Source organism: Pseudomonas sp. 21615526 (genome assembly GCF_013386245.1).
In the GTDB taxonomy this organism is placed as follows: Bacteria; Pseudomonadota; Gammaproteobacteria; order Pseudomonadales; family Pseudomonadaceae; genus Aquipseudomonas.
In genome coordinates this window covers 1-21,773 of record NZ_JACAOM010000131.1, presented here as the reverse complement: position 1 = coordinate 21,773, position 21,773 = coordinate 1, and the positions used below count along the sequence as shown (strand labels likewise).

The 21,773-nt window shown below is 60.5% G+C and carries 17 protein-coding genes and 1 pseudogene; 10 read left to right on the top strand and 8 right to left on the bottom strand.

Features of this window, described 5'->3' with window-relative positions; genetic code table 11:
* On the top strand, positions 1-1,972 hold a 1,972-nt coding region (locus HX786_RS27915; protein ID WP_178912885.1), incomplete at its 5' end, for an RHS repeat domain-containing protein.
* Between the two features lie 2 nt (positions 1,973-1,974).
* On the top strand, positions 1,975-2,334 hold the full coding sequence (locus HX786_RS27910) for a hypothetical protein (RefSeq protein ID WP_177036831.1): 360 nt from the start codon (positions 1,975-1,977) through the stop codon (positions 2,332-2,334).
* 95 nt (positions 2,335-2,429) lie between these two features.
* On the opposite strand, the gene feaR is transcribed toward HX786_RS27910, so the two are convergent.
* From feaR to HX786_RS27895, 3 genes are all read right to left on the bottom strand, one after another.
* Positions 2,430-3,383, bottom strand: a complete 954-nt coding sequence (gene feaR, locus HX786_RS27905) for a transcriptional regulator FeaR (protein WP_178912884.1) — start codon at positions 3,381-3,383, stop codon at positions 2,430-2,432.
* A 117-nt stretch (positions 3,384-3,500) separates the two neighbouring features.
* Entirely contained in the window at positions 3,501-4,085 is a 585-nt protein-coding gene (locus tag HX786_RS27900) for a DUF3156 family protein (RefSeq protein ID WP_003219899.1), read from the bottom strand.
* Complete coding sequence (locus HX786_RS27895; protein WP_003219898.1) at positions 4,066-5,565, bottom strand: APC family permease; 1,500 nt, start codon at positions 5,563-5,565, stop codon at positions 4,066-4,068. Before HX786_RS27895 ends, HX786_RS27900 begins: the two co-directional genes overlap by 20 nt.
* A gap of 216 nt (positions 5,566-5,781) precedes the next feature.
* Here HX786_RS27895 and HX786_RS27890 point away from each other — a divergent pair, with 216 nt between their 5' ends.
* Positions 5,782-7,110: a hypothetical protein gene (locus HX786_RS27890; protein WP_087694958.1), complete on the top strand. Its 1,329-nt coding sequence runs from the start codon at positions 5,782-5,784 to the stop codon at positions 7,108-7,110.
* A 173-nt stretch (positions 7,111-7,283) separates the two neighbouring features.
* On the opposite strand, the pseudogene HX786_RS27885 reads toward HX786_RS27890, so the two are convergent.
* Positions 7,284-7,760: pseudogene (locus HX786_RS27885) on the bottom strand (flavin reductase family protein); the annotation flags it as partial.
* A 59-nt stretch (positions 7,761-7,819) separates the two neighbouring features.
* Positions 7,820-8,989, bottom strand: a complete 1,170-nt coding sequence (locus tag HX786_RS27880; protein WP_087694959.1) for a p-hydroxyphenylacetate 3-hydroxylase oxygenase component — start codon at positions 8,987-8,989, stop codon at positions 7,820-7,822.
* A gap of 228 nt (positions 8,990-9,217) precedes the next feature.
* On the opposite strand from HX786_RS27880, the gene HX786_RS27875 reads away from it, so the two are divergent.
* Positions 9,218-10,705, top strand: coding sequence for an aldehyde dehydrogenase family protein (locus HX786_RS27875; RefSeq protein WP_178912883.1), 1,488 nt, complete (start codon positions 9,218-9,220; stop codon positions 10,703-10,705).
* A 244-nt stretch (positions 10,706-10,949) separates the two neighbouring features.
* Here the strand turns inward: HX786_RS27875 and HX786_RS27870 are convergent, their stop codons facing one another.
* Positions 10,950-11,285: a DUF6124 family protein gene (locus HX786_RS27870; protein WP_008431194.1), complete on the bottom strand. Its 336-nt coding sequence runs from the start codon at positions 11,283-11,285 to the stop codon at positions 10,950-10,952.
* Positions 11,286-11,712: 427 nt separating this feature from the next.
* Between HX786_RS27870 and HX786_RS27865 the strand changes: the two genes are divergently transcribed.
* The 4 genes from HX786_RS27865 to HX786_RS27850 all read left to right on the top strand — a co-directional run bounded on the left by HX786_RS27865 (position 11,713) and on the right by HX786_RS27850 (position 14,680).
* Positions 11,713-12,249, top strand: coding sequence for a DUF3833 domain-containing protein (locus HX786_RS27865; RefSeq protein ID WP_177009899.1), 537 nt, complete (start codon positions 11,713-11,715; stop codon positions 12,247-12,249).
* 17 nt (positions 12,250-12,266) lie between these two features.
* Positions 12,267-12,572, top strand: coding sequence for a DUF6482 family protein (locus HX786_RS27860; RefSeq protein WP_134326164.1), 306 nt, complete (start codon positions 12,267-12,269; stop codon positions 12,570-12,572).
* On the top strand, positions 12,569-14,110 hold the full coding sequence (locus HX786_RS27855; RefSeq protein ID WP_178912882.1) for a cryptochrome/photolyase family protein: 1,542 nt from the start codon (positions 12,569-12,571) through the stop codon (positions 14,108-14,110). Before HX786_RS27860 ends, HX786_RS27855 begins: the two co-directional genes overlap by 4 nt.
* Positions 14,111-14,215: 105 nt before the next feature.
* Positions 14,216-14,680, top strand: a complete 465-nt coding sequence (locus HX786_RS27850) for a hypothetical protein (protein WP_003219875.1) — start codon at positions 14,216-14,218, stop codon at positions 14,678-14,680.
* Positions 14,681-14,837: 157 nt separating this feature from the next.
* Here the strand turns inward: HX786_RS27850 and HX786_RS27845 are convergent, their stop codons facing one another.
* Positions 14,838-16,943, bottom strand: coding sequence for a TonB-dependent receptor domain-containing protein (locus HX786_RS27845; protein WP_087694964.1), 2,106 nt, complete (start codon positions 16,941-16,943; stop codon positions 14,838-14,840).
* A gap of 439 nt (positions 16,944-17,382) precedes the next feature.
* Here HX786_RS27845 and HX786_RS27840 point away from each other — a divergent pair, with 439 nt between their 5' ends.
* Both HX786_RS27840 and HX786_RS27835 read left to right on the top strand, forming a co-directional pair.
* The gene (locus HX786_RS27840; protein WP_003219870.1) at positions 17,383-18,570 is read left to right on the top strand and encodes an acyl-CoA dehydrogenase family protein; all 1,188 of its coding nucleotides are present in this window, start codon (positions 17,383-17,385) and stop codon (positions 18,568-18,570) included.
* Positions 18,571-18,592: 22 nt separating this feature from the next.
* On the top strand, positions 18,593-19,681 hold the full coding sequence (locus HX786_RS27835; protein ID WP_178912881.1) for a sigma-54-dependent Fis family transcriptional regulator: 1,089 nt from the start codon (positions 18,593-18,595) through the stop codon (positions 19,679-19,681).
* 34 nt (positions 19,682-19,715) lie between these two features.
* Here the strand turns inward: HX786_RS27835 and HX786_RS27830 are convergent, their stop codons facing one another.
* Positions 19,716-21,521, bottom strand: a complete 1,806-nt coding sequence (locus tag HX786_RS27830; protein WP_178912880.1) for an ABC transporter ATP-binding protein — start codon at positions 21,519-21,521, stop codon at positions 19,716-19,718.
* Positions 21,522-21,773 lie beyond the last annotated feature (252 nt).

Below are 21,773 nucleotides of genomic sequence, written 5' to 3'. Positions count from 1 at the left end.
CGGCCTGATCCAGCAGGAAATCGGGTTTGATGGCCGGCGTACTGCCTATGTCTACGACCTCGCCGGGCATCTGCTGGAAAAGACCGAATACGGCGATGACGGCAGTCAGTTGGTTACTGGCTATCAGCGGGACAGCGCCGGTCGCCTGGTAAGAAAAACCCTGCCCGACCGCAGCATTGTCGATTACACCTACGACCGCCTCGGCAACCTTATCAGCGTCGACGACGGCCACTGGCCGCTGCATTACGAATACGACCTGCAAAACCGCCTCACCGCCGAACACCAAGGCTGGGGCACGTTGCGCTACCTCTACGACGAATGCGGGCAACTTAACTACCTGCGCCTGCCCGACAACAACCGCCTCGCTTTCCACCACGAAAAAGGCGGCGACCTCGCCACCATCGAACTCAACGGCAACCTGCTCACCTCGCACCTGTTCAAATCCGGCCGCGAACATCAGCGCCAGCAAGGCCAACTCCTCAGCCACTACCACTACGACGACCAGGGCCGCCTGCACGCCCACGCCATCACCCAACAGGAACAACGCCAGCAGCGCCGCCAATACGACTACGACAAACGCGGCAACCTGACCCGCATCCTCGACACCCGCAAAGGCCAGCACGACTACCACTACGACCCACTCGACCGCCTGACCCGCGCCAACCACTCGCACGATTTGCAGGAACGCTTCGTCCACGACCCGGCGGGCAACCTGCTGATGCAAGACCGTGTCGGTCCGAGCGTCGTCAAAGGCAATCGCCTGTTGATGCAAGGTGACCGCCATTACGACTACGACGCCTTCGGCAACCTTCTGCGCGAACGCCGGGGCCGGGCGCAGCAGTTGGTTACCGAATACCGCTACGACTGCCAGCACCGACTGATCAGCGTCACCCAGCCGGACGGCACCGAAGCCACATATCGCTACGACCCGTTTGGACGGCGTATCGCCAAAACCCTCAACGGTCAGACCACCGAGTTCTTCTGGCAAGGCGAAAAGCTGATCGCCGAACACAACGCCGATCACCACCAGAGCTACCTCTACGAACCCAACAGCTTCCGCCCGCTAGCGCTGCTCAAAGGCTACGGCCCGGAAGACGTAAAACCCTTCCACTACCAACTCGACCACCTCGGTACCCCGCAAGAACTCACCGCGCCCGACGGCGAAATCGTCTGGTCCGCCCATTACCGCGCCTACGGCCAAATCGCGAAGCTGGACGTCAACACCGTTACCAACCCACTGCGCTTCCAGGGCCAATACTTCGACCCGGAAAGCGGGCTGCACTACAACCGACATCGCTACTACAATCCGGATATTGGCCGCTACCTGACGCCCGATCCGGTGAAACTGGCGGGCGGGCTGAACGGATACCAGTACGTGCCCAACCCGACGGGGTGGGTTGACCCGCTTGGGTTGAATACCTGTCCGGGTGCGAACGGTTGTAAACCGGATATTGGGGTTGGGGATCCGGCCGAAAACGCCACGGTCAATGAAGGTCAGCCTGCTGCACCTCGTCTGACACAGGCTGAACGACGCGCACGAATTGATGAGCTTGGGGAAGCGAACGCTTACCGCCGTCTTGATGAACTTGAACAAGCAACGCCGGGAGCACACTTTCTGGAAAAGCATGGAGCACAGACTACGTTGGCATCTCAACTCGAAAGGGTAATGACCGCTAAAAATCCTACTACCGGGATAGTTGAAGTCCACGATAGAGGAAGGAGAGCAGGACAACCGAGGCCGCCTTCCGCCGCCACTCATTTCCTTAGCCATCGAGATCAACTAAATGCTATTTATCGAGCGCAACTTATACTCAAGCATACAAACATAGGTACTTCTCGCGAACCAATGGACATGGGGAAAGTCATCGGAGAAGGATACAAGAGAGATGGCTTTGAATACGGCCAACAAAGGAAAGCCGTCGTCATATTAGATACAAATGGAAACCCTAAAACTGCTTACGCGGACTTTTAAAAATGAAATTAAAACCTAAACTTTCGATCATTAGAAGCCTGCTATTCACCTACAACATTGAAAACACTAAAGATCTCGAGCGAGAAGAGGTGATAGTCTCCAAAGACGTCAATGACGACAAACAACTCGCGGAGTTATTTGACGAGCTAACCAAACCCGAATACATGTCATACGACAATGAAGAGCGGCAATGGTATATAGACACACTCAATCACTTCCTGAACACTGACGAAACTTTCGACTCCGTCTTCTACCTATTTGATACATACTTCGATGACGAAATCTCCGACCAACGCCAATTTATGAAAGTTCTACTCGAATGTTTGACCCGATATCAGGCAGAAGCCACGGAAAAGGATTGAGGTAATTAGAAACCGTTAACGTGGCTAACAGCAAAGGGGATTGACTTTCATAAAGTACTCCCCTCTTCCATCGTACTGTCCGACTCCCAAAAACTTCACCCCACCTGCTGCAACCGCCCAGCCCGAAAATCCTTCGGCGACACTTCAAACTGCTTCTTGAACGAGCGACTAAAGTGCGCCGAATCCGTAAACCCCCACTTATACGCAATCGACGTAATCGACTCACTGCGCAAAAACGGGTTGGTCAGATCATCCGCACTGCGCTTCAACCGCGCCCGCTGGATATACCGGCACACGCTGTCATCCTGTTCCTCAAACAACCGGTACAAATGCCGCACCGAGATATTCAACCGACTCGCCAACCCCACCGGGCTAAGCCCTGGCTGGGTCAATGACTCATCAATCACCTTCTGCACATAGCTGCGCAGATTGCTGCCCTGCAACCCGCCACAATCATCGCGCTCATCGTCTTCCTGCTCAAACGCCGACCCCAGCAGCGAGACAAACGCCGACTGCAACGCCTGCCCTTCCCCGACCGCGCCTTCGCCGTTCAGTGCGTCTTTGCACAGTTGATCCATCAACACATGCAACATGCGCCCGCAGGCTTTGCTCGAGGAGATTTTGCCGAAGGTCTTGGGCTGGCTGCCGAACTGTTTGCACACCTCTGCGCGGGACAAGGACAGGGACGCGTGTTCGATGAGCCCGAACGGGGTGATGTCGATGGAGCCCACCGAGTCCATCAATAACAGTTCGCCGGGGGCAAGCTGGAAGCTCTGGCCGTTTTGGGTGATCTGGCAGTAGCCGCTGCGCTGGCTGACGAGGAAGCAGTTCTGGTCGTCATCGTGGTCGGCGCGGGCCTTGGGGCGCTTGATCAGGCCGGCGTTGGTGCGCAGGCTGGCCAGGGGCAAACCGCCGCGGGAAAAGGTGCTGATGCTGCCGATGAACAGCGAGCGGTTGAAGGCCAGTTCTGTGTCGAAGTGACCGCAAACCGCGCGCAGATCCCGGGTCCAGAGGTCCAGCCCGTCTTGCCCAATCTGTTGCATGCTCATGGTTGTTTCCACCTTGGCTTTTTGTTTTTGTCGGGCAATAGTTAACATGTTATCTATATGCGCGCAACAAGTACGTGTCTGCCAAGGTGGTTGCACTATTGATGCCAAATCCGGTGGTCAGTGGGCCTGCAAGGCGCGCTGGAAACCGTTCAAGGCGTCCAGCAGCCAGGCGCGTTGAACACTGCTCAATGCGATGTAGCGACGGAACGCCGGCATGCGGTTGACCACCTCGCTGCCGCCCATATGCTCAAGCCGCACACACCACTGGTGATCCACCAGGTCGATGCGCAGGCGCTTGAAGTCCAGCGGCATCAAGGCGCGATGCAAGGCGCTGCCCTCCTGCAATTGTGTATGCAAAATGCCTGAAACCTCCTTGTCGCCCGACCGCTGTCGACAGCGGATTCCGGTGCGTCGAACGGCCCCGGTGTGGTGCAGTTCGAAGCTCGCCGTGCCCTGCTGCGAGGCAGGGATGCGCAGTACGAATTCGGTCATCACCAGGTGCATCAACAGCTGCGACTCGGTGCGCTCGACGATCTCCAGTTGCAGCCCGAGATTGTCCAGGGAAACCCGGGCCGTCGTCGGTCCACACACCTCATAACCGGCCAGGCCGAGGTTACGCCTCAGGTGTTCCAGCGTAACGCCGGGTCGATACCCGGCAGGCGCGCGCCGGGCGCTGAACAGCTCAGACAGTTTTTGCAGCATGGCTGATATACCCGTTGTGCGGCTGACCCGGCTCATGGGCGAACTCCTTGGCCAACACCTCTTCCACCGAGGCGGGCTTGAATGGATTGACCTTCTGCACAACCAGCGTCCAGAACAGCGCGTACGCCGCCGTGCACCCGAGCATTACGCCAAAGGGAATGTAGATGTCGGCGGGGTTCATGCCCGGCGGGGTGATAAACCACATGCCCAGCAGGATGCCGATGCTCGACAGAATCTGCGGCAGCGGAAAGAACGGCGAACGGTAGGCGCGAGGCAGATCCGGACGGCGAATCCGCAGGATCACCACCGACAGCGTCACCAGCAGATAAGCAAAGCTCCAGGCACACACGGCCGCCAGCACCAGGTGCATGATGTTGTCGGTGTTACCGCCCAGGTACAGCGCGTGCAGGCACGGAATCAGCATCGCCACCAGAATGCACAGCAACGGTGTCTTGAAGCGCGGGTGCAGGTAGGTGAAGACCTTGGGCAACGCGCCGTCGACGGCCATGCCGTACAGGATCCGTGGCACACCGGCCATCAAGGTGTTGATGGTCGCAGCACCGGCAAACAGGAAGCCGATGCCCAGCCACATCGGGCCGATGCTGCCCATCACCTGCTCGGCGAATTTCGGGATGGCCATCGGCGTATCCAGCAGGTGCACGCCGCCCGCCGCGTCGATCAATACGTTTTCCACCTGGCGTTTCATGGCCGCGCCATAGATGAACATGCACGTGGCCACCCCCAGCAGCCCCAGCACCATCGCCTTGGGCATCACCTTGGCCGAGTTGCGCAGGTCCGGCGCCAGCGGCGTGACGAACTCGCAGCCGACAAACATGAACATCGCCATGCCCACCAGCGACAGGATGGTGATCAGGTCGGTGCCCACCAGGGATTCACCGAACCAGCCATCCAGTTGCACCGCCGGGGCTGCGATCAGGCCCAGCACGCCAAACACCATCAAGGTGGTCCACATGCCGAAAGTGAGGATGATCTCGGCCCGGCCGAACGCGCTGACGCCAAACGCATTGAGCACCCCGAACACAATCACGAAGCCCACTCCCAGCAACCACGAACCGCCGGCGGATTCCGCCAGGGTGTTGAGGTGCTCGAAATTCACCAGCGCCATCACGCCGGAGAGGATGGTTTCGGCGGTGCCGGCAAACACATGCACGATCAGGTACGCCGACAAGGTGCCGGTGATCGCAAAGAACCGGCCCATGCCGCAATTGATGTAGTCGTAGACCGAGCCGGTGGTGGGCAGGATCGAGGCGGCTTCGGCGAAGGTGGTCGCCTGGGCCAGCATCATCACCACCGCGATCAACATCGCCACCGCAAAGGCGCTGCCGCCGATGCCAAACCCCATGGTCGCGGTGAGGATCACCGGGCTGGCCATGATCAAGCCAATGGTGCTCGCCAGCGCGGTTGGAAAGCCCACCGTGCCGCGTTTCAAATGTTCGGTGAGCCGGTCGTTGATCGACATGGTGCAGATCCTCAAGAAGCGGATTTTTAGAAGTATTGGCACTCTGCGCCCGCCCTGGCTGATCGTCTTGCTCCTGGCTGCCGCCGGTTTTGTTGCTGCCTGCCACTGCTGCGCCACTGGCGGCCTGGGACAATTTCCTGGCACGCAGGGGAAAGACTTGGCCCGGTGGCGCTCGCCCTAATGCTCCCTCAATTCACCTTGTTGGGGACTATAACAATGCAGCACACACAACAAACCCGTCACCTGTACAGGGCCATCAGCCTGGGCATCGCGCTGATGATCATCGACTCATCGGCCCAGGCGTTCGAGCTGTATGCCGATGACGACACTCAGGTCACCGGCAACTTCCTGGCGGTGTACGGGATGTTCAACAGCCGCAAGAACTACGACGGCACCACCGGCGGTTCCACCTGGCGTGAAGGTTTTATCAAGTATGGCTTGAGCGTCGACCAGCGCTTCGGCGCCCTGGGCAGCGTGTATGGCACGGCCAACCTGGTCAGCTCGGGCACCTGGGGTGATGGCGATGCGTCGGGCGTGACCACCGGCAGCGAGCGCACCACCAAGTTCGACGAAGCCTTCGCCGGCTGGCGCTCGGGGGAACTGTTTCCGGCACTGGGCAAGGATGGTGTGAACCTGTCGTTCGGCCGCCAGGTCATCATGCTCGGCGACGGTTTCATCATCAACGATGACGGCCCGAACTTCGGCAAGGGCGTGGATGACGGCAAGTTCAACCGGGGCGGCGCCTACTACATCGCCGCTCGGCATGCCTTCGATCAAACCGCAGTGCTACGCCTGGGTGGCAAGGACGGCGTGCATGGCAGCGTAATGTGGATCAAGTCCGACAACCGCGCCCAGGCCAACACTGAAATGGCGGCCGGCACCCTGGACTACACCGCCGCGCCCGGCACCCTGGGGTTGACCTATATCCACGGCATCAGCGTCGACGACCGTTATGCCAATGACCTGCAAAAACAGCGCGCCGGGATGAACATCTACAGCCTGCGGGGCGCCGGTAATGCCGGGATCGAGAACGCGCACTTTTCCTTTGAATACGCCTGGCAGGACAAGGACGCCGGCCCGGAAAAGGCCTGGTACACCGAAGGCGGTTATACCTTCGCCGCGCTGCCGTGGTCGCCGGACCTGACCTACCGCTACAGCCGCTATTCGAAAAACTGGGATGCGATGTTTTCGGGCTTCAACCGTGGCTACGGCACCTGGGTGCAGGGCGAGGTGGCCGGCAATTATTCGGGGCCGTTCAATACCAATACTGAGGTGCAGCATGTGGCGTTGAAGGTCAAGCCGCTGGACAGCGTCACCCTGGGCGCGCTGTTCTTCGACTACAAGACGTTGAGCAAGGGCGGCATGCTCAACCTCGATGGGCGCGAACTGGACCTGTACGCGGAGTGGGCGGTGAACGAACACCTGATCGTCACGCCACTGCTGGGTTTGTACAAGCCCAATAAGGATGAGAGCAACGGCGGCAACCAGGTGGGTGGCAATGGCACCAATCTCTATAGCCAAGTCACCGTGGCCGTGCCGTTCTAACACAGGTGCAATGAGCTACCGAGATCACATGTGGGAGCGGGCTTGCTCGCGAAAGCGGTGTGTCAGTCGCCAGATGTATTGGCTGACACTCCGCATTCGCGAGCAAGCCCGCTCCCACATTGAACCTGCTTCAGCCTTCGATAGAGGTGTTCGCCCTACGGTTGCCGCTCCTCGATCCGCGCATACGCCCCCTGGTGATAGAGCAACGGCGCACGACCAAAATCATCGAAAGCCACCACCTTGCCAATCATGATCCAGTGATCGCCACCATCCACCTGCTGGTACTTCTCGCAGTGAAACCGCGCCGAGCAATCAGCGAAGACCGGCGAACCGCCCTCCCCGGGCTCGAATTCGATTTCGGCAAAGCGATCGTCCCTGGGCCGGGCGAAGTTGTTCGACAGGTGGATCTGGTCGGCCGCCAGCACGTTGACCGCAAAATGGCTGGCCTGCTCGAACACCTCGTGGCTGTTGGAGCGTTTGTCGATGCTCCACAGCACCAGCGGCGGGTCCAGGGATACCGAATTGAAGCTGTTGGCGGTGACACCCACTTTGCGCCCGCTGGCATCAGCGGCGGTGACCACCGTGACACCGGTGGCAAAGTTGCCCAGGGCCCGGCGAAAGGCCCGTGGGTCGAAACTGTTATCAGACATGCAAGACTCCCGGACTGCATCAACGCGCAGTCCTGATGGTTGTGATGGCCGGGTCGGCGTCAAATCATGCTCGGATCAGGCTCGAGCCCCATCAGCTCACGCCCCAGGATCTGCGCGCACACGTCGTAATCGGTGTACGCATGGGCGCCGGTCATATGGGAATCGCGGAACAGACGCTGCATCTCGTTGTGCTCGAACCACGCATTGCCACCGGCGGCCTCGAACAAACGGTCCACCGCCTGGATGCACATCTTGGTGGCGTACGCCTGGTTGGTACGCCAGAACGCCAGGGTCTCGCGGCTCGGGTAACGGTGCTGTTCGCTGTGTTCGGCGTGTTCCTGCCAGGTCTTTTCCAGGAACGCCCGGGCGGCGGCCACCTGGTGTGTCGACTCGGCCAGGCGCATCAACGCCGGAGTCGCCGCCCCCACTGCCGCGCCGGTGTAGGCACGTACGCGGGTCCTGGTTTTTTCGCGGAATACTTCGAGCATGCGCTCGGCCACACCCAGGCTCACGGTGGAGAAACCGCTGGCGAAATACGGCCGGTACGGCGAGTAGAAAATCTTGCTGTCGGGGTACAGACCGAAGCCGGCGGACTTGCCTTCCATCATGTCCTTGGCTTTCTGGATGCGGTGTTCTGGCACCCGCACGTTGTCGATGATCAGGGTCTTGGTGCCGCTGCCTTTCATGCCGGCGGCGAACCAGTCATCGCGAATCTGATAGTCGCTGCGCGGCAGTACCGCGAAGCAATAGTCCTGGGTGCCCTCGGCGTTTTTACGGCGGAAACCGACAATCGCCCACTCGGCATGATCGCAACCGCTGCTCCAGCCCATTTCACCGCTGAACAGCACACCGCCCTCAACTTCCTCAGTGCGACCAAACGGCGCGATGCTGCTGCTGGCGGTGGCATTCGGGTTATCGCCCCAGACTTCCTGCTGCAACTTGGCGGGAAACAACGCCAGTTGATGGCTGTGGGTGCACAACAGGCTCATGGCCCAGGCGGTGCTGGCACAGGCGCCGGCCAGCAACGCGATGCAGTCGGCAAACTGCGGCAGGGAGATCTCCATGCCGCCGAAGGGTTTGGGTTGAAAGGCACGGTGCATGCCGATGCTCTTGAGCAGTGCAATGTTCTCGTCGGGAACCTTGCGGTCCTGCTCGGCCTGGAAGGCGTTGGCAGCGATGGTCGGCAGAATCGCCTTGAGATCTTCGAGGAGCGGGTTTGGCTTTTTCATGGACGGCCCTGCTTATTATTGGATGTCCGGCTGGCGTTCAAACTCAACGAACGGCGCTGGATGTGGGGCCAGTATGGGGCGGGCGACACCCCCGGAAAATGCACCTTCCACAGCCAAGATTGCACTTTCCACAGGCCTGGCAGCCACAGACATATCGCCCGGCAGGCACAGACAAGCCTGGCCCGGCGGCGCTGGTTACCCTCGGGCTTTTGCGAGCAGGAAAATCCCATGAGCGATATTGCGCTGCTGCCTGAAGTCCAGGCCTTCCTCCGTCGAAGCCATGCCTTGTTTGTCGACGGCGGGTACGTCCAAAGCCATTCCGGCCAGGCTCTGGAAGTGATCAACCCGGCCACCGGCGAGGTGATCGCCCAGGTTGCCGATGCGGACCTGGCCGATATCGACACAGCGGTGGAATCCTCCCGGCGTGGCTTCCGGCAATGGTCCCAGGTCGCCCCAGCCATTCGCGGCAATGTGCTGCTGAAACTCGCCGACCTGCTGGAGCAACATCGCGAAGCACTGGCGCAGATCGAAACCTGCCAGTCGGGCAAGATCATCCAGATTTCCCGGGCCTTCGAGGTCGATCAGGCGGCGCACTTCCTGCGTTACTACGCCGGCTGGGCCACCAAGATCAGCGGCCAGACCCTTACCCCGTCACTGCCCTCCTTCGCCGGCGAACGCTACACCGCGTTCACCCTGCGCGAACCGGTGGGCGTGGTGGTGGGCATCGTGCCGTGGAATTTCTCGACCATGATCGCCATCTGGAAACTCGCCTCGGCGCTGGTGACCGGCTGCAGCATCATCATCAAGCCCAGCGAGTTCACCCCGCTGACCATCCTGCGCATCGCCGAACTGGCCATCGACGCCGGCCTGCCGGCGGGCGTGCTGAACGTGTTGACCGGTGGCGGCCATGTGGGCAAAGGCCTGGTGGAGCACCCGGGCACCGACAAGGTCTCGTTTACCGGCTCTGTGCCCACCGGCATCGCCGTGGGCCGCAGTGCCATGGGCGCCGGGTTGACCCGGGCGACCCTGGAACTGGGCGGCAAAAACTCCGCCGGATTCCTGCGGGATGTGGACCTCGACAAAGCGGTCAACGGCATCATCGAAGCCGGCTTCCTGCACTCCGGGCAAATCTGCGCGGCCGCCGAACGCTTCTTCGCCCACCGCTCGCAGATCGAGCCGATCATGGACAAACTGGCGCAACGCCTGGGCCGGTTGAACATCGGCTCGCCGCTGGACGAGCGCACCGAATTCGGCCCGGTGACCAACCGCCAGCACCAACAGAAACTCGAATGGTTTTTCGCCAAGGCCCGGGCCGAGAACAATACGATTGTCCACGGCGGCAAGCTGATCGACGGGCCGGGGTGCTATGTGGAGCCGACAGTAATTCTCGCCAACACGATCCACGACACCCTGCTCAACGAAGAGACCTTCGGCCCGATCGCCACGTTTTTCCCCTACGACACCGAGGATGAGCTGCTGGAACTGATGAACAACACGCCTTACGGCCTGAGCGCCAGCCTCTGGACCAATGATCTGAGCAAGGCCCTGCGCATGGTGCCGGCGATCAACGCGGGGACGGTGTGGGTGAACATGCACACGATGCTCGACCCGGCGGTGCCGTTTGGCGGCAACAAGTCTTCGGGGGTGGGACGGGAGTTTGGCGGGGCGTTCATCGAGGATTACACCGAGCTCAAGTCGGTGATGATTCGCTACTGATAAACCGGGCGACCGATCGTTCCCACGCTCCGCGTGGGAATGCATACCGTGACGCTCCGCGTCACCACTGCGCAAGGCTTCCATTGTGCATTGCCAGCGGGACGCGGAGCGTCCGAGGCGGCATTCCCACGCAGAGCGTGGGAACGATCAGCGTGGGAGTGATCGCGAGCCTGCTGACAAACCCGCTCTCCTGACCAACCGCTCCCACACTGGATTTATGTTGCCAGTTGGATTTCGGATGTGATCAGGCCACCGGGCACTCCCGGTTCAGCGCCTCATCCACCAACAACTGCGCCATCTCCACCAATTGCACCACTGCCAACACTTGCTTGCGGCTGGCCCCATCAAGATGCTCGGCACAGTCATAGGCGCTGACAGCCGCCGATTCAAGAATCTCGCTGGCATTACACAAGGCGACTTCGGTGCTGAGGCCGGCACGTACGGAGAATAGTTTGTTGGAGGACGGAGGCGAAGCGGCAGGTTCTGAATTGAGGTCGTAGTGCTTGAATGCGCGCTGGGCAGCATCGTGGAATTTCTGGTCGTTCAAGTAATGCGGCGGGTTGGGCGAGACCTTTTTCATGGTGAAGCTCCTCTATGAGTAAGCACCTCCACGCTCGCTACCACACGATTAAGGAGGCGACTGTACACGGGGTGGTAGACCGGTCATAGAAACCCGGCAGGCCGAAGCCTCCCATGCACAGCCGCCACAAAGCAGCCCGCACAAAAAAACGCCCTTGAGCGTTTTGGGATCTATGAAATAGCCGGGCTACCACACCCGTTCGCTGAATTGGCAGCGACCCGCGAAGGTTAGCGGCGAGAAGGTCTGGAAGCAACCTGAAATCTATGTGGGAACGATCATCTGCACCTGGTCCCCTGAGGCTGCAAATACCCGTCATAAATGGGCAGGCCGGTAGCCGGTAACATCCTGGTAATGCGCTAAATACCTGTACAATTTTATTATTTTGTACAAGTATCAGCAGTATCAAGCCCTCTCGGGGAGAACCGCAATGACCCGTCTATTGGTTTCGCTGGCCCTGGTGTTGGGCCTGAGCAGTTGTGGCAGCGTGGATGTAAAACACTATGCCGACCAGCAACCGCAACTGGACCTGGTGAGCTTCTTCAGCAAGCCCGTCAAGGCCTGGGGCATCTTCGAGAAACGCTCGGGTGAAGTGGCCAAGCGTTTCGAGGTGAATATCGCCAGCCGCCGCGAGGGTGAAAACCTGATTCTCGATGAGCGCTTTCTATACAGCGATGGTACTCGCCAGCAACGTGTCTGGACCCTCACCCCGGACGGCCCCACCCACTGGCGCGGACGGGCCGGTGATGTGGTGGGCGAGGCCAGGGGCGAAGTGGCGGGCAACGCACTGCGCTGGCGCTACGTCCTGAACCTGCCGGTTGATGGATCCGTCTACGAAGTGAGCCTCGACGATTGGATGTACCTGATGGACGAAGACACGTTGATCAACCGCTCCAGCATGTCCAAGTTGGGTGTGGAAGTCGGCCAGGTGACGTTGTTCTTCCGTCGCCAGTCTTCACAACCCTGACCGGTAAGGAGTGAACCATGAACCTGCAAGCCCTGACCAAACTGGCCACCCAAGGCGCTGTACGCGAAATGGAACTGCTGTCGCTGGAAGGTGGTTTCTATCTGGCGCGCGTAACGCTGGACCACGGCCAGTTCACGCTGCTGGACGAGTCGGCGAAGCCCATGCACTTTCGCTCCGTCAATCACCTGCGTGACGTGTTGCAGGCAGTCCCTGCGTTTCCCTGCACCCTGGTGCATCAGTGCGTGCATGACGAAATGTGCGGCCGGCGAGAAGGCGCTATCGAGCCACTGCGAACGCCATTTTCCCTGGAAGCGCCGTGGTGACCAAGGCAGTTCGAAACCTGTGCCTGGTGCTGGGCGACCAGTTGTCGTTTGACCTGGCCTCATTGGATGGGCTGGACAGCCAGCGCGATGCGGTCTTGATGGTCGAGGTCATGGAGGAAGCCAGCCATGTGCCCCACCATCCGCAAAAAATCGTCCTGGTCTTCAGCGCCATGCGCCATTTTGCCCAGGCGTTGCAGCAGCGTGGCGTGCGGGTGCAGTACGTCACCCTGGACGATCCGCAAAACACCGGCTCGGTGCCCGGCGAGTTAAGGCGCTGGCAATCGCTGATGCAACCCCGGGAAATACACCTGACCGAATGCGGTGACTGGCGCCTTGAGCAATCCCTGAAGGACTGCGGTTTGCCGATCCAGTGGCATGCCGACCACCGATTCCTGTGCGGCCGTGACGAGTTCGCCGCTTGGGCCAGCGGTAAAAAACAGCTGCGCATGGAGTACTTCTACCGGGAGATGCGCCGCAAGAGCGGGCTCTTGCTCAACGGTGACGGTACGCCAGTGGGCGGTGCCTGGAACTTTGATGCGGACAACCGCAAGGCCTTGCCCAAGGGCACCAAGGCGCCCTACCCGGCGCGCTTCAGCTCGGACTCGATCACCCAGGACGTGCTGGCGCTGGTAGGTAAACACTTCAGCAGCCACTACGGTTCGCTCGACACCTTCGATTACCCCGTGACCCACGCCGACGCGCAGGCCCTCTGGAACTACTTTCTGGACTATGGCCTGGCGGGTTTCGGCGACTACCAGGACGCCATGGCCAGCGACGAGCCGTTCCTGTTTCACGCCCGTATCAGCGCAGCGCTGAACATCGGCCTGCTGGACCTGCGCCAGCTGTGCAGCGATGTGGAGGCGGCCTATTGGTCGGGCAGCATCGGGCTGAATGCCGCCGAAGGGTTTATCCGCCAACTGATTGGCTGGCGGGAGTACGTACGCGGCGTGTACTGGCTGAAGATGCCCGACTATGCCGCTGGCAATGCATTCGGCAACAGCCGCCCGCTGCCGGAGTTCTACTGGACGGGCGAGACGCAAATGAACTGCATGCGCCAGGCGATCGGCCAGAGCCTGAAACATGCCTATGCCCATCACATCCAGCGGCTGATGGTCACCGGCAATTTCGCCCTGCTGGCCGGCATCGTGCCCAGCCAGATATGCGAGTGGTACCTGGCGATCTACATGGACGCGTTCGATTGGGTCGAGCTGCCCAACACCCTGGGCATGGTGATGCATGCCGATGGCGGTTACCTGGGTTCCAAGCCTTATTGCGCGAGCGGCCAATATATAAAGCGCATGTCGGACTACTGCCGAGGCTGTGCCTACAAAGTCACGGAAAGTACCGCTGACAATGCCTGCCCGTTCAATGCGCTTTATTGGCACTTCCTGATGCGCCACGGCGACCTGCTGCGGGGCAATCAGCGCATGGCCATGCTCCATAAAAATCTCGACCGCATGCCTGAATCCAAGCAGGACGCGCTGTGGCAACGGGGCCAGAGGCTGCTGGCCAAGTTGGATGCGGGTGAAACGCTGTGAAATTTTCCGGCCGCTGCGAATTGTTGTGAAGCCGGTGATAAATGGCCAATTGCCCATGCTAACGTCGGCTTCGATGTCATCCAATTCATTGAGGGAGCAGCGCCGATGTCTACTACCGTAACACCCGCCGGTGGCGGACCGACCACTCAAAAAGCCTCGACGTCGGTATTCGACGACAAGTTGAATATTTCCAAGTCGAGCAAGGTCATCGCCGATTACATGCGCCAAACGGGCAAGTCGGCCATCACCAAGCAAGAGCTTTCACAACTGGCCAGCAACGCCTCGGGCAAGGTGCCGGCCGATGTGAGCGCTGCGGCCCAGTACATGGAGCGCCATCCCGACGTGTTCACCGCGATCGAAACCCATGATGTGGCCGGTGCCGATAACTTTTCCGGGGTGTGGAACTTCGACTGGGCAGCCAACGGTGGGCTCAACGGCACGGCGACCGATGCCATCGCCAAGATGCAGGACACCTTTGATTTCGCGATTGCCAAGTCGGCGCAGATCACCGAGATCAGCACCGGCAAAAAGGCCGAGCTGGACTCGACCAAACAGCGGCCGCAGAACTGAATCTCCAGCCACTACAAAAATCCAGTGTGGGAGCTGGCTTGCCTGCGATGCGGACACCTCGGTGCTTCAGGTACACCGAGGTGATGCCATCGCAGCCTCGCTAAAGCTCGACAGCTCCTACAGGATTTCCTTTGTTTGTTAGAGCGCCGGCCTGCGGTCAGAAGTGAAACGAAACCCCCGTGGTCACGTTGAACGCATCCCCCACATAGAAGTTGGCCGAGTCCTGGCCCTTGGCGTCGTACGCGGTGTTGGTGGCCGTGGCATAGCGCTTGTTGGTCAGGTTGCGTGCATCGACGAACACTTCCCACTTCTTGCTCGGGGCCTCGTAGCCCACCTTGGCCCCCCACAACGTATACGACGGCGCACTCAGGGAGTTGGCAAAGTCGACGTAATAGCTGGACGCCGCCCGGGCGTTGAGCTGCGCGTAGAAACCACTGCCTTGGCGATATTCCAGCTCGGCCTGGTAGACCTGGCGCGGCAGGCCCGGCAGCTGGTTGTCGCCGAACACCGCATCGTTGCGGTAGTGGAAGTCGTTGAAGGTGTAGGCCTGGCGCAGGGTCACGGTGTCGCCATTGCCGCCGTCCCACAGTTGCGCATTCAAGCCGGCTTCGATGCCCTGGTGAATGGTCGCGCTGCCGTTGGAGGTGGCCACCAGTTGGTCCTGGGTGGCCGTCGCCTGGCGTACCACCACCGACAGCAGTTCTTTCTGCACCCACGAGCGGTAGACCGTCAGGCTGCCGTCAAAAATACCGTGGCCGCCGCGAATACCGAACTCCACGGTGTTGGCTTTTTGCGGCCGCACATCACGGATGTACGGCGTGCCGGTGCTGCCCAGCTGCCAGGTGACCGGTGGATCCACCGAGCGGCTGACGTTGCCGAACACTTCGAATTCCGGAGTCAACTGATAGCGCAGGCCAATGCGCGGGGCGACGTCGGTCTCGTCGTATTCAACGCCACTGGGGAACGCGCTGGTGTTGGTGGCGGTGCTGTATTCGATCTGCGCCTTGCGCTTGATATCAATCAATGACAACCCGGTGGACAGCCACGTGCGGTCATTCAGTTGCAGTTCGTTGCCGAGGGAAAACACCGTGTCCCGCGAGCCGGTGTAGTTGGTCTTCTGCTGGGTGATGCCGGTGGCCTTGCTGTGGGATTTCACATCGGCCAGGTACGCCAGCGTATTGCTGAAGGTCACGCTACTGTCGCTGCGCAGGCCGAAGAAGGTGTCGGCGGTGCGCAGGTAGCGCAAGGTCAGGTTGACGTCCTGGGAGCGCCATTCCTGTGGTGTTGGCGAATAGCGCCAGCCGTTGTCCAGCGGGTAATCGTTGTAGCCCAGGCCGACTTCGAGCTTGGCATTGTCGTCGAAGGTGTAGGTGGTGGTGCTGCCCAGCAGGGTCGAGCCGTCCTTCTTGCGCCCGATGGGCACGAGGTTGCTCGTGGGGTCGTGCTTGAGCTGGTATTTGGTCAGGGTGTTGCCCTGGCTGAGGGTTTCTTCCTTGTAGCGAATGTAGAAGCGCGTCTCCAGTTGCGGGCTGAACACGTGGCCGAAGTTGGCAACGATCCCCTGCCCCTTGTTCGGTGTGTTGTCCTGGTAACCGTCACGCTCGTTGTGCTGGATGCTGACGTAATAGTCATTGTCGCCGTCCACGCCGCCGGTGCTCAGTTGCTCCTTGCGATAGCCGAAACTGCCGGCTTCGAAACGCGCGTAGTTGCCCGGATCGGTGCGGCCGGTCTTGCTCACGAAGTTGATCGCGCCGCCCAGGGACAAGGCCGAATAACGGAAGGCGTTGGCGCCGTAGAGCACCTCGGTGTGGTCCACGGAAGCCATGTCCAGCATGTCTTCCTGGGTGCCGCCCGGGCCGGTCAACGGCAGGCCGTCATAGAGGAATTTGATCCCCAGCACATAGCCTTGATAGAAGGTGTTGAGGCCCGAACCGCGGATCGAAATCTTGTTCGCGCCCGAGCCGCTGGTGGCCTGGGCGAATACGCCCGGCTGCAACGCCAGCACGTCCTCGGCGTTCGCCGCGCGGCCCTGTTCGATCTTGCGGTTGTCGATCACTGCGGTTTTGCCGGGCACCTTGGACAGTTGCTTCTCGGCCTTTTGCGCTTCGGTGGCTTCGGCACCGGTGACCACCACCGTGGCCAGGGTCGGGTCCGCCTGGGCGGCAAAGGCCGCGCCGTGTATCAACATCAACAGCACGCCAAGGCTGGACGCGGTGGCCAGTGACTCAAAACGACGAGCGCGAGGTTCAAACAGTTGCCGCATGAATTAAATACTCCTGGGGTCTCGAATTAGTTGGAGCATCTATTCGTATAGTCGCGCTCTGTTTCCAACTTTGCAGGGTTCATGCCACGTCCAAGCCTCAATAAACACTGGCCGGCCACCCTTATTAATCGCCACAAGCGCAACACTTTGCTGGTGAAATGTTCGATTCCGGACAATACAAAAATCATCCACAAATACTTATATGTTCAAGCAATAAAAGCATAACGAAAGCCCCGCCCTGCGGGCACAGGACGCAACTGTGCAAATCCCAACAGCCCTCCAACAAAAGTTGCGTATTCGACACTGTCCGCGCCTGCATCCCCGTAAGAAGTCGCAAGTTATCGGCTTATTGTTACTTGGTATGGGTCTTGCTCTATCCATTGCCTGTTGAAACAAATCAGCTCGAGCATTCTCGACTTAAGCAACGAGGTATTCACGCGTGACGGTCAACTTACTCTGCACCCGCAGGACGCCACTGGAGATTGCCCGTGACCTGGCGACCGAGTTCGCGCGCACCGCCGTCGACCGCGACGCCAGCGGCGGTACGCCCAAGGCCGAACGCGACAAACTGCGCAGCAGCGGCCTGTTGTCCCTGAGCATCCCCGGGCAATTCGGCGGGCTGGACGCCAACTGGTCGGAAACCTTCGAGGTGGTGCGCGAATTCGCCCGGGTCGACAGCTCCATCGCCCACGTATTCGGCTTTCATCACCTGATGCTCGCCACCGTCCGGTTATTCGCCACGCCCGCACAATGGCAAACCTGGTTCAGCCTGACGGCCAGCAACAACTGGTTCTGGGGCAACACCCTGAACCCCCTGGACACCCGTACGGTGGTCAAGCGCCACACGGGCTGGCGGGAATTCTCGGGACAGAAGAACTTCTGCTCCGGGGCCAACGACTCGGAAATGCTGATCGCCTCGGCCATCGATGAAAGCGCCGGCGGCAAGTTGCTGATCGCGGCGATTCCCAGCGCCCGCAGCGGGATCATCCTGCACAACGACTGGAACAACATGGGCCAGCGCCAGACCGACAGCGGCAGCGTGACCTTCAAGCGCGTGCGCGTGGAAGAGTCCGACCTGTTGCTGGACCCGGGCCCCCTGAGTACTCCGTTCGCCTGCCTGCGCCCGCTGATTGCGCAACTGCACTTCGCGAATATCTTCCTCGGCATCGCCGAAGGCGCGTTCGAAGAAGCGCGCCAATACACCCTGGAAGAAGCCCGCCCGTGGTTCCGTTCCAGCGCCAGCCACAGCACCCAGGACCCTTACATCCTCAGCCACTACGGCGATTTCTGGGTGGCGCTGCAAAGCACCCGCCTGCTGGTGGAGCGCGCAGGCCAGGTGCTGGACGCGGCATGGGCCAAGGGCTCGGCCCTGACCAGCGAGGAACGCGGCGAAACGGCGATTGCCATCGCCACCGCCAAAGTCGCCGCCAGCCGCAATGGCCTGGAGTTGTGTAGCAAGGTCTTCGAGGTCACCGGCGCACGGGCGACCAACGCCTCGGTGGCCCTCGACAGGCACTGGCGCAACTTGCGCACCCAGAGCCTGCATGACCCGCTGGACTACAAACTTCATGAACTGGGCGAGTGGGCACTGAACGGTACCGCGCCCATCCCGACGTTTTATTCCTGATCTTTTATTCAAAGGGATAACCATGCAACTGCTGACCCTACCGCCCTCGCCCGCCCTTGCCACCTCCATCCGCGCCACCGCGCAGGTGTTTGAAGACCCCAGGTCCAAGGCCTTGCTCAAGCATGTGCAACAAGTCGCGCCGAGCGAAGCCAGCGTGCTGATCATCGGTGAAACCGGCACCGGCAAAGAGTTGGTCGCACGGCATATCCACAACCTCAGTGGCCGCAAGGAGCAGCCATTCGTGGCGGTGAATTGCGGTGCGTTCTCCGAATCACTGGTGGAAGCCGAGCTGTTCGGCCACGAGAAAGGCGCGTTCACCGGTGCCCTCGGTGCCAAGGCCGGCTGGTTTGAAGAAGCCAACGACGGCACGCTGTTCCTCGATGAAATCGGCGACCTGCCCATGTCGATCCAGGTCAAGCTGCTGCGGGTATTGCAGGAGCGTGAAGTAGTGCGCCTGGGTTCGCGCAAAAGCATTCCGATCAATGTGCGGGTACTGGCGGCGACCAACGTGCAGCTGGAAAAAGCCATCAACGCCGGGCATTTCCGCGAGGACCTGTTCTACCGCCTGAACGTGGTCAACCTGGAACTCAGCCCGCTGCGGGATCGCCCCGGCGATATCCTGCCGCTGGTGCAGTACTTCATCGACACCTACACCCGCCGCCTCGGCTATGGCGAGATCATCTTGAGCAAGGAAGCCGAGCAACGCCTGGCCACCTACAGTTGGCCGGGGAATATCCGCGAGCTGGAAAACGTCATCCACCACACCCTGCTGATCTGCCGCGACGGCGTGATCCAGGCCGATGACCTGCGCATGTCCAACCTGCGTATCGAACGCCAGGAAGACAGCACCACCGCCCATGACCTGCTCGACCAGGCCTTCCAGCGGCTGTTCGAGGAGCAGATAGAAAACCTCCACGAGCAGGTGGAACGCAGCCTGCTCACCGCCGCCTACCGGCTGTGCCAGCACAACCAGGTGCACACCGCCGAGTTGCTGGGGCTGAGCCGCAACGTGACCCGCACCTTGCTGATCAACCTCGGTGAGCTGAAGGTCAACAAGCGCCGCCCGCTGGCCGGTGCCAAGGATGACCGGGTGCTGCACCTCTCGATCTGACCTGACTGCGCGGCGTACCCGGTACGCCGCCTGGTCACACCACCGCTTCATCCAGCGCATCGCTGAACTGGCGACTCCACAACCGCGCATATTGCCCGCTCTGGCGCAGCAACTGTTCGTGGCTGCCGTCCTCGATCACCCGGCCATTGTCGAACACCAGGATCCGGTCCAGGTGGGCCACGGTGGACAGCCGATGCGCGACCACCAGCACGGTCTTGTCTTCCATGATTTCGTCGAGCTTGTCCTGGATAAAGCGCTCGGTGATCGAGTCCAGGCTGGAAGTGGCTTCGTCCATCACCAGGATCGGCGCGTTTTTCAGCAACACCCGGGCAATCGCAATGCGCTGGCGCTGGCCGCCGGACAATTTGACCCCACGCTCGCCCACCAGCGATTCGTAGCCGTGTTCCATGCTGTCGATAAATTCACTGGCGCCGGCGCGGTGGATCGCCTCGGCGACCTCGTCCATCGAGGCATCCAGGCGGCCGTAATGGATATTTTCGCGAATGCTGCGGTGGAACAGGCCCGGCTCCTGGGGAATCAGGCCGATCTGCTGGTGCAGCGAATGCTGGGTCACCTCGCGCACGTCCTTGCCGTCCACCAGCACCTGGCCTTGCTGCACGTCGTAGAGACGCAGGAGCAAGCTCAACAGTGTCGATTTACCGGAACCGGAAGCGCCTACCAGACCAACTTTCTGGCCAGCGGGGATGACGATATTCAGGTGTTCGAAAATCGGCCGTCCGGCGCTGTAGCTGAAGCCCACGTCGCGAAACTCGATATCGCCGCGCTTGACCATCAGCGCCTTGGCGCCAGGTTGGTCGATGACCTCATGGGGGCGAATCAAGGTGCGCACGCCGTTGGCAATGTTGCCGGTGGCTTCGAAAAATTCGAGAAAGCGTCGCGACAGGTTGCCCACGTCACTGATGATCAACAGCGACAAGCTGGTGGACATCACAAACGCCGCAATATCGATGCGGTGACTGCGCCACAAGTACAGGGCGAGCAGCAACAGGCCCAGCTTGAGCACCACGCCACAGCTGGTCTGGAACCAGCGGATGCGCTCCATATAGCCGAGGGAGCGATAAGCCGCCGTCACCTCCTTGTCGAGGAAGGTGCCCAGGTAACTGTGCTCGAAGGCATGCCGCGCAAACAGGCGGATATTGGCCAGGTTGGACACGGCGTCCACCACTTTGCCGGTACTGGTGCTGCGCGCTGCCGAATACTGCTGGGCCAGCGGATGACTGCGCCGTGCGAGCAGGTAACAGATGGCGATGAACACCACCGACCAGCCGGCCATGAACAGCGCCAGCAGCGGCGAAGCGGTCCATAGCAAGGCCGTGGCCAGGCTCAGCGTCACCAGCAGCGGGATCAGGTCGAACAGCAGGATGCTCAGGGTCTGGTTCACCCCAAGGGTCACCTCAGACACCCGGTGCGCCAGGGCGCCGGCGAATTCGTTGCTGATAAAGCGATGGGAATGCTGTTGCAGGTAGGCGAACACCACATGGGTCACCGTACGCCGCTGCAACGGCAACACGTGGATATGGCAGCCCGCCGCCGCGCGGGTAAATAACACCTCGCACACAAGCAGTATGGCGAACAGCGTCAACGGCCAGCGCAGCACCTCGAACGCACGCTCCGCCTCCAGCCCATTGCTGACGGTGCGGGTGATTTGCCCAAGGCCCCAGGGAATCAGGATCGAACACACCACGGCAGCAATCTGCAACAGCAGGATCGCCAGGTACCACCCTTTGAAATGCCCGATGAAATGCCGCACAAACGCCGCCGGGGTCGATGGCAAGTGCTGGACATTCCAGGTGCGAAACAATGAAAAAGACGAGCTCATGGCCAATGACATTCCTGAATGACGCCTGTGGCCGCGCAGCTTTCAGGCAAAAAATGGTGAGTGTGATCGTTCCCACGCTCTGCGTGGGAATGCATCCGGTGACGCTCTGCGTCACGATTTTAAGAGCGGACGCAGAGCGTCCAGAGCGGCATTCCCCTGTGGCGAGGGAGCTTGCTCCCGCTGGAGTGCGAAGCGCTCCCAGGATTTTGGGGCCGCTGCGCAGCCCAGCGGGAGCAAGCTCCCTCGCCACAG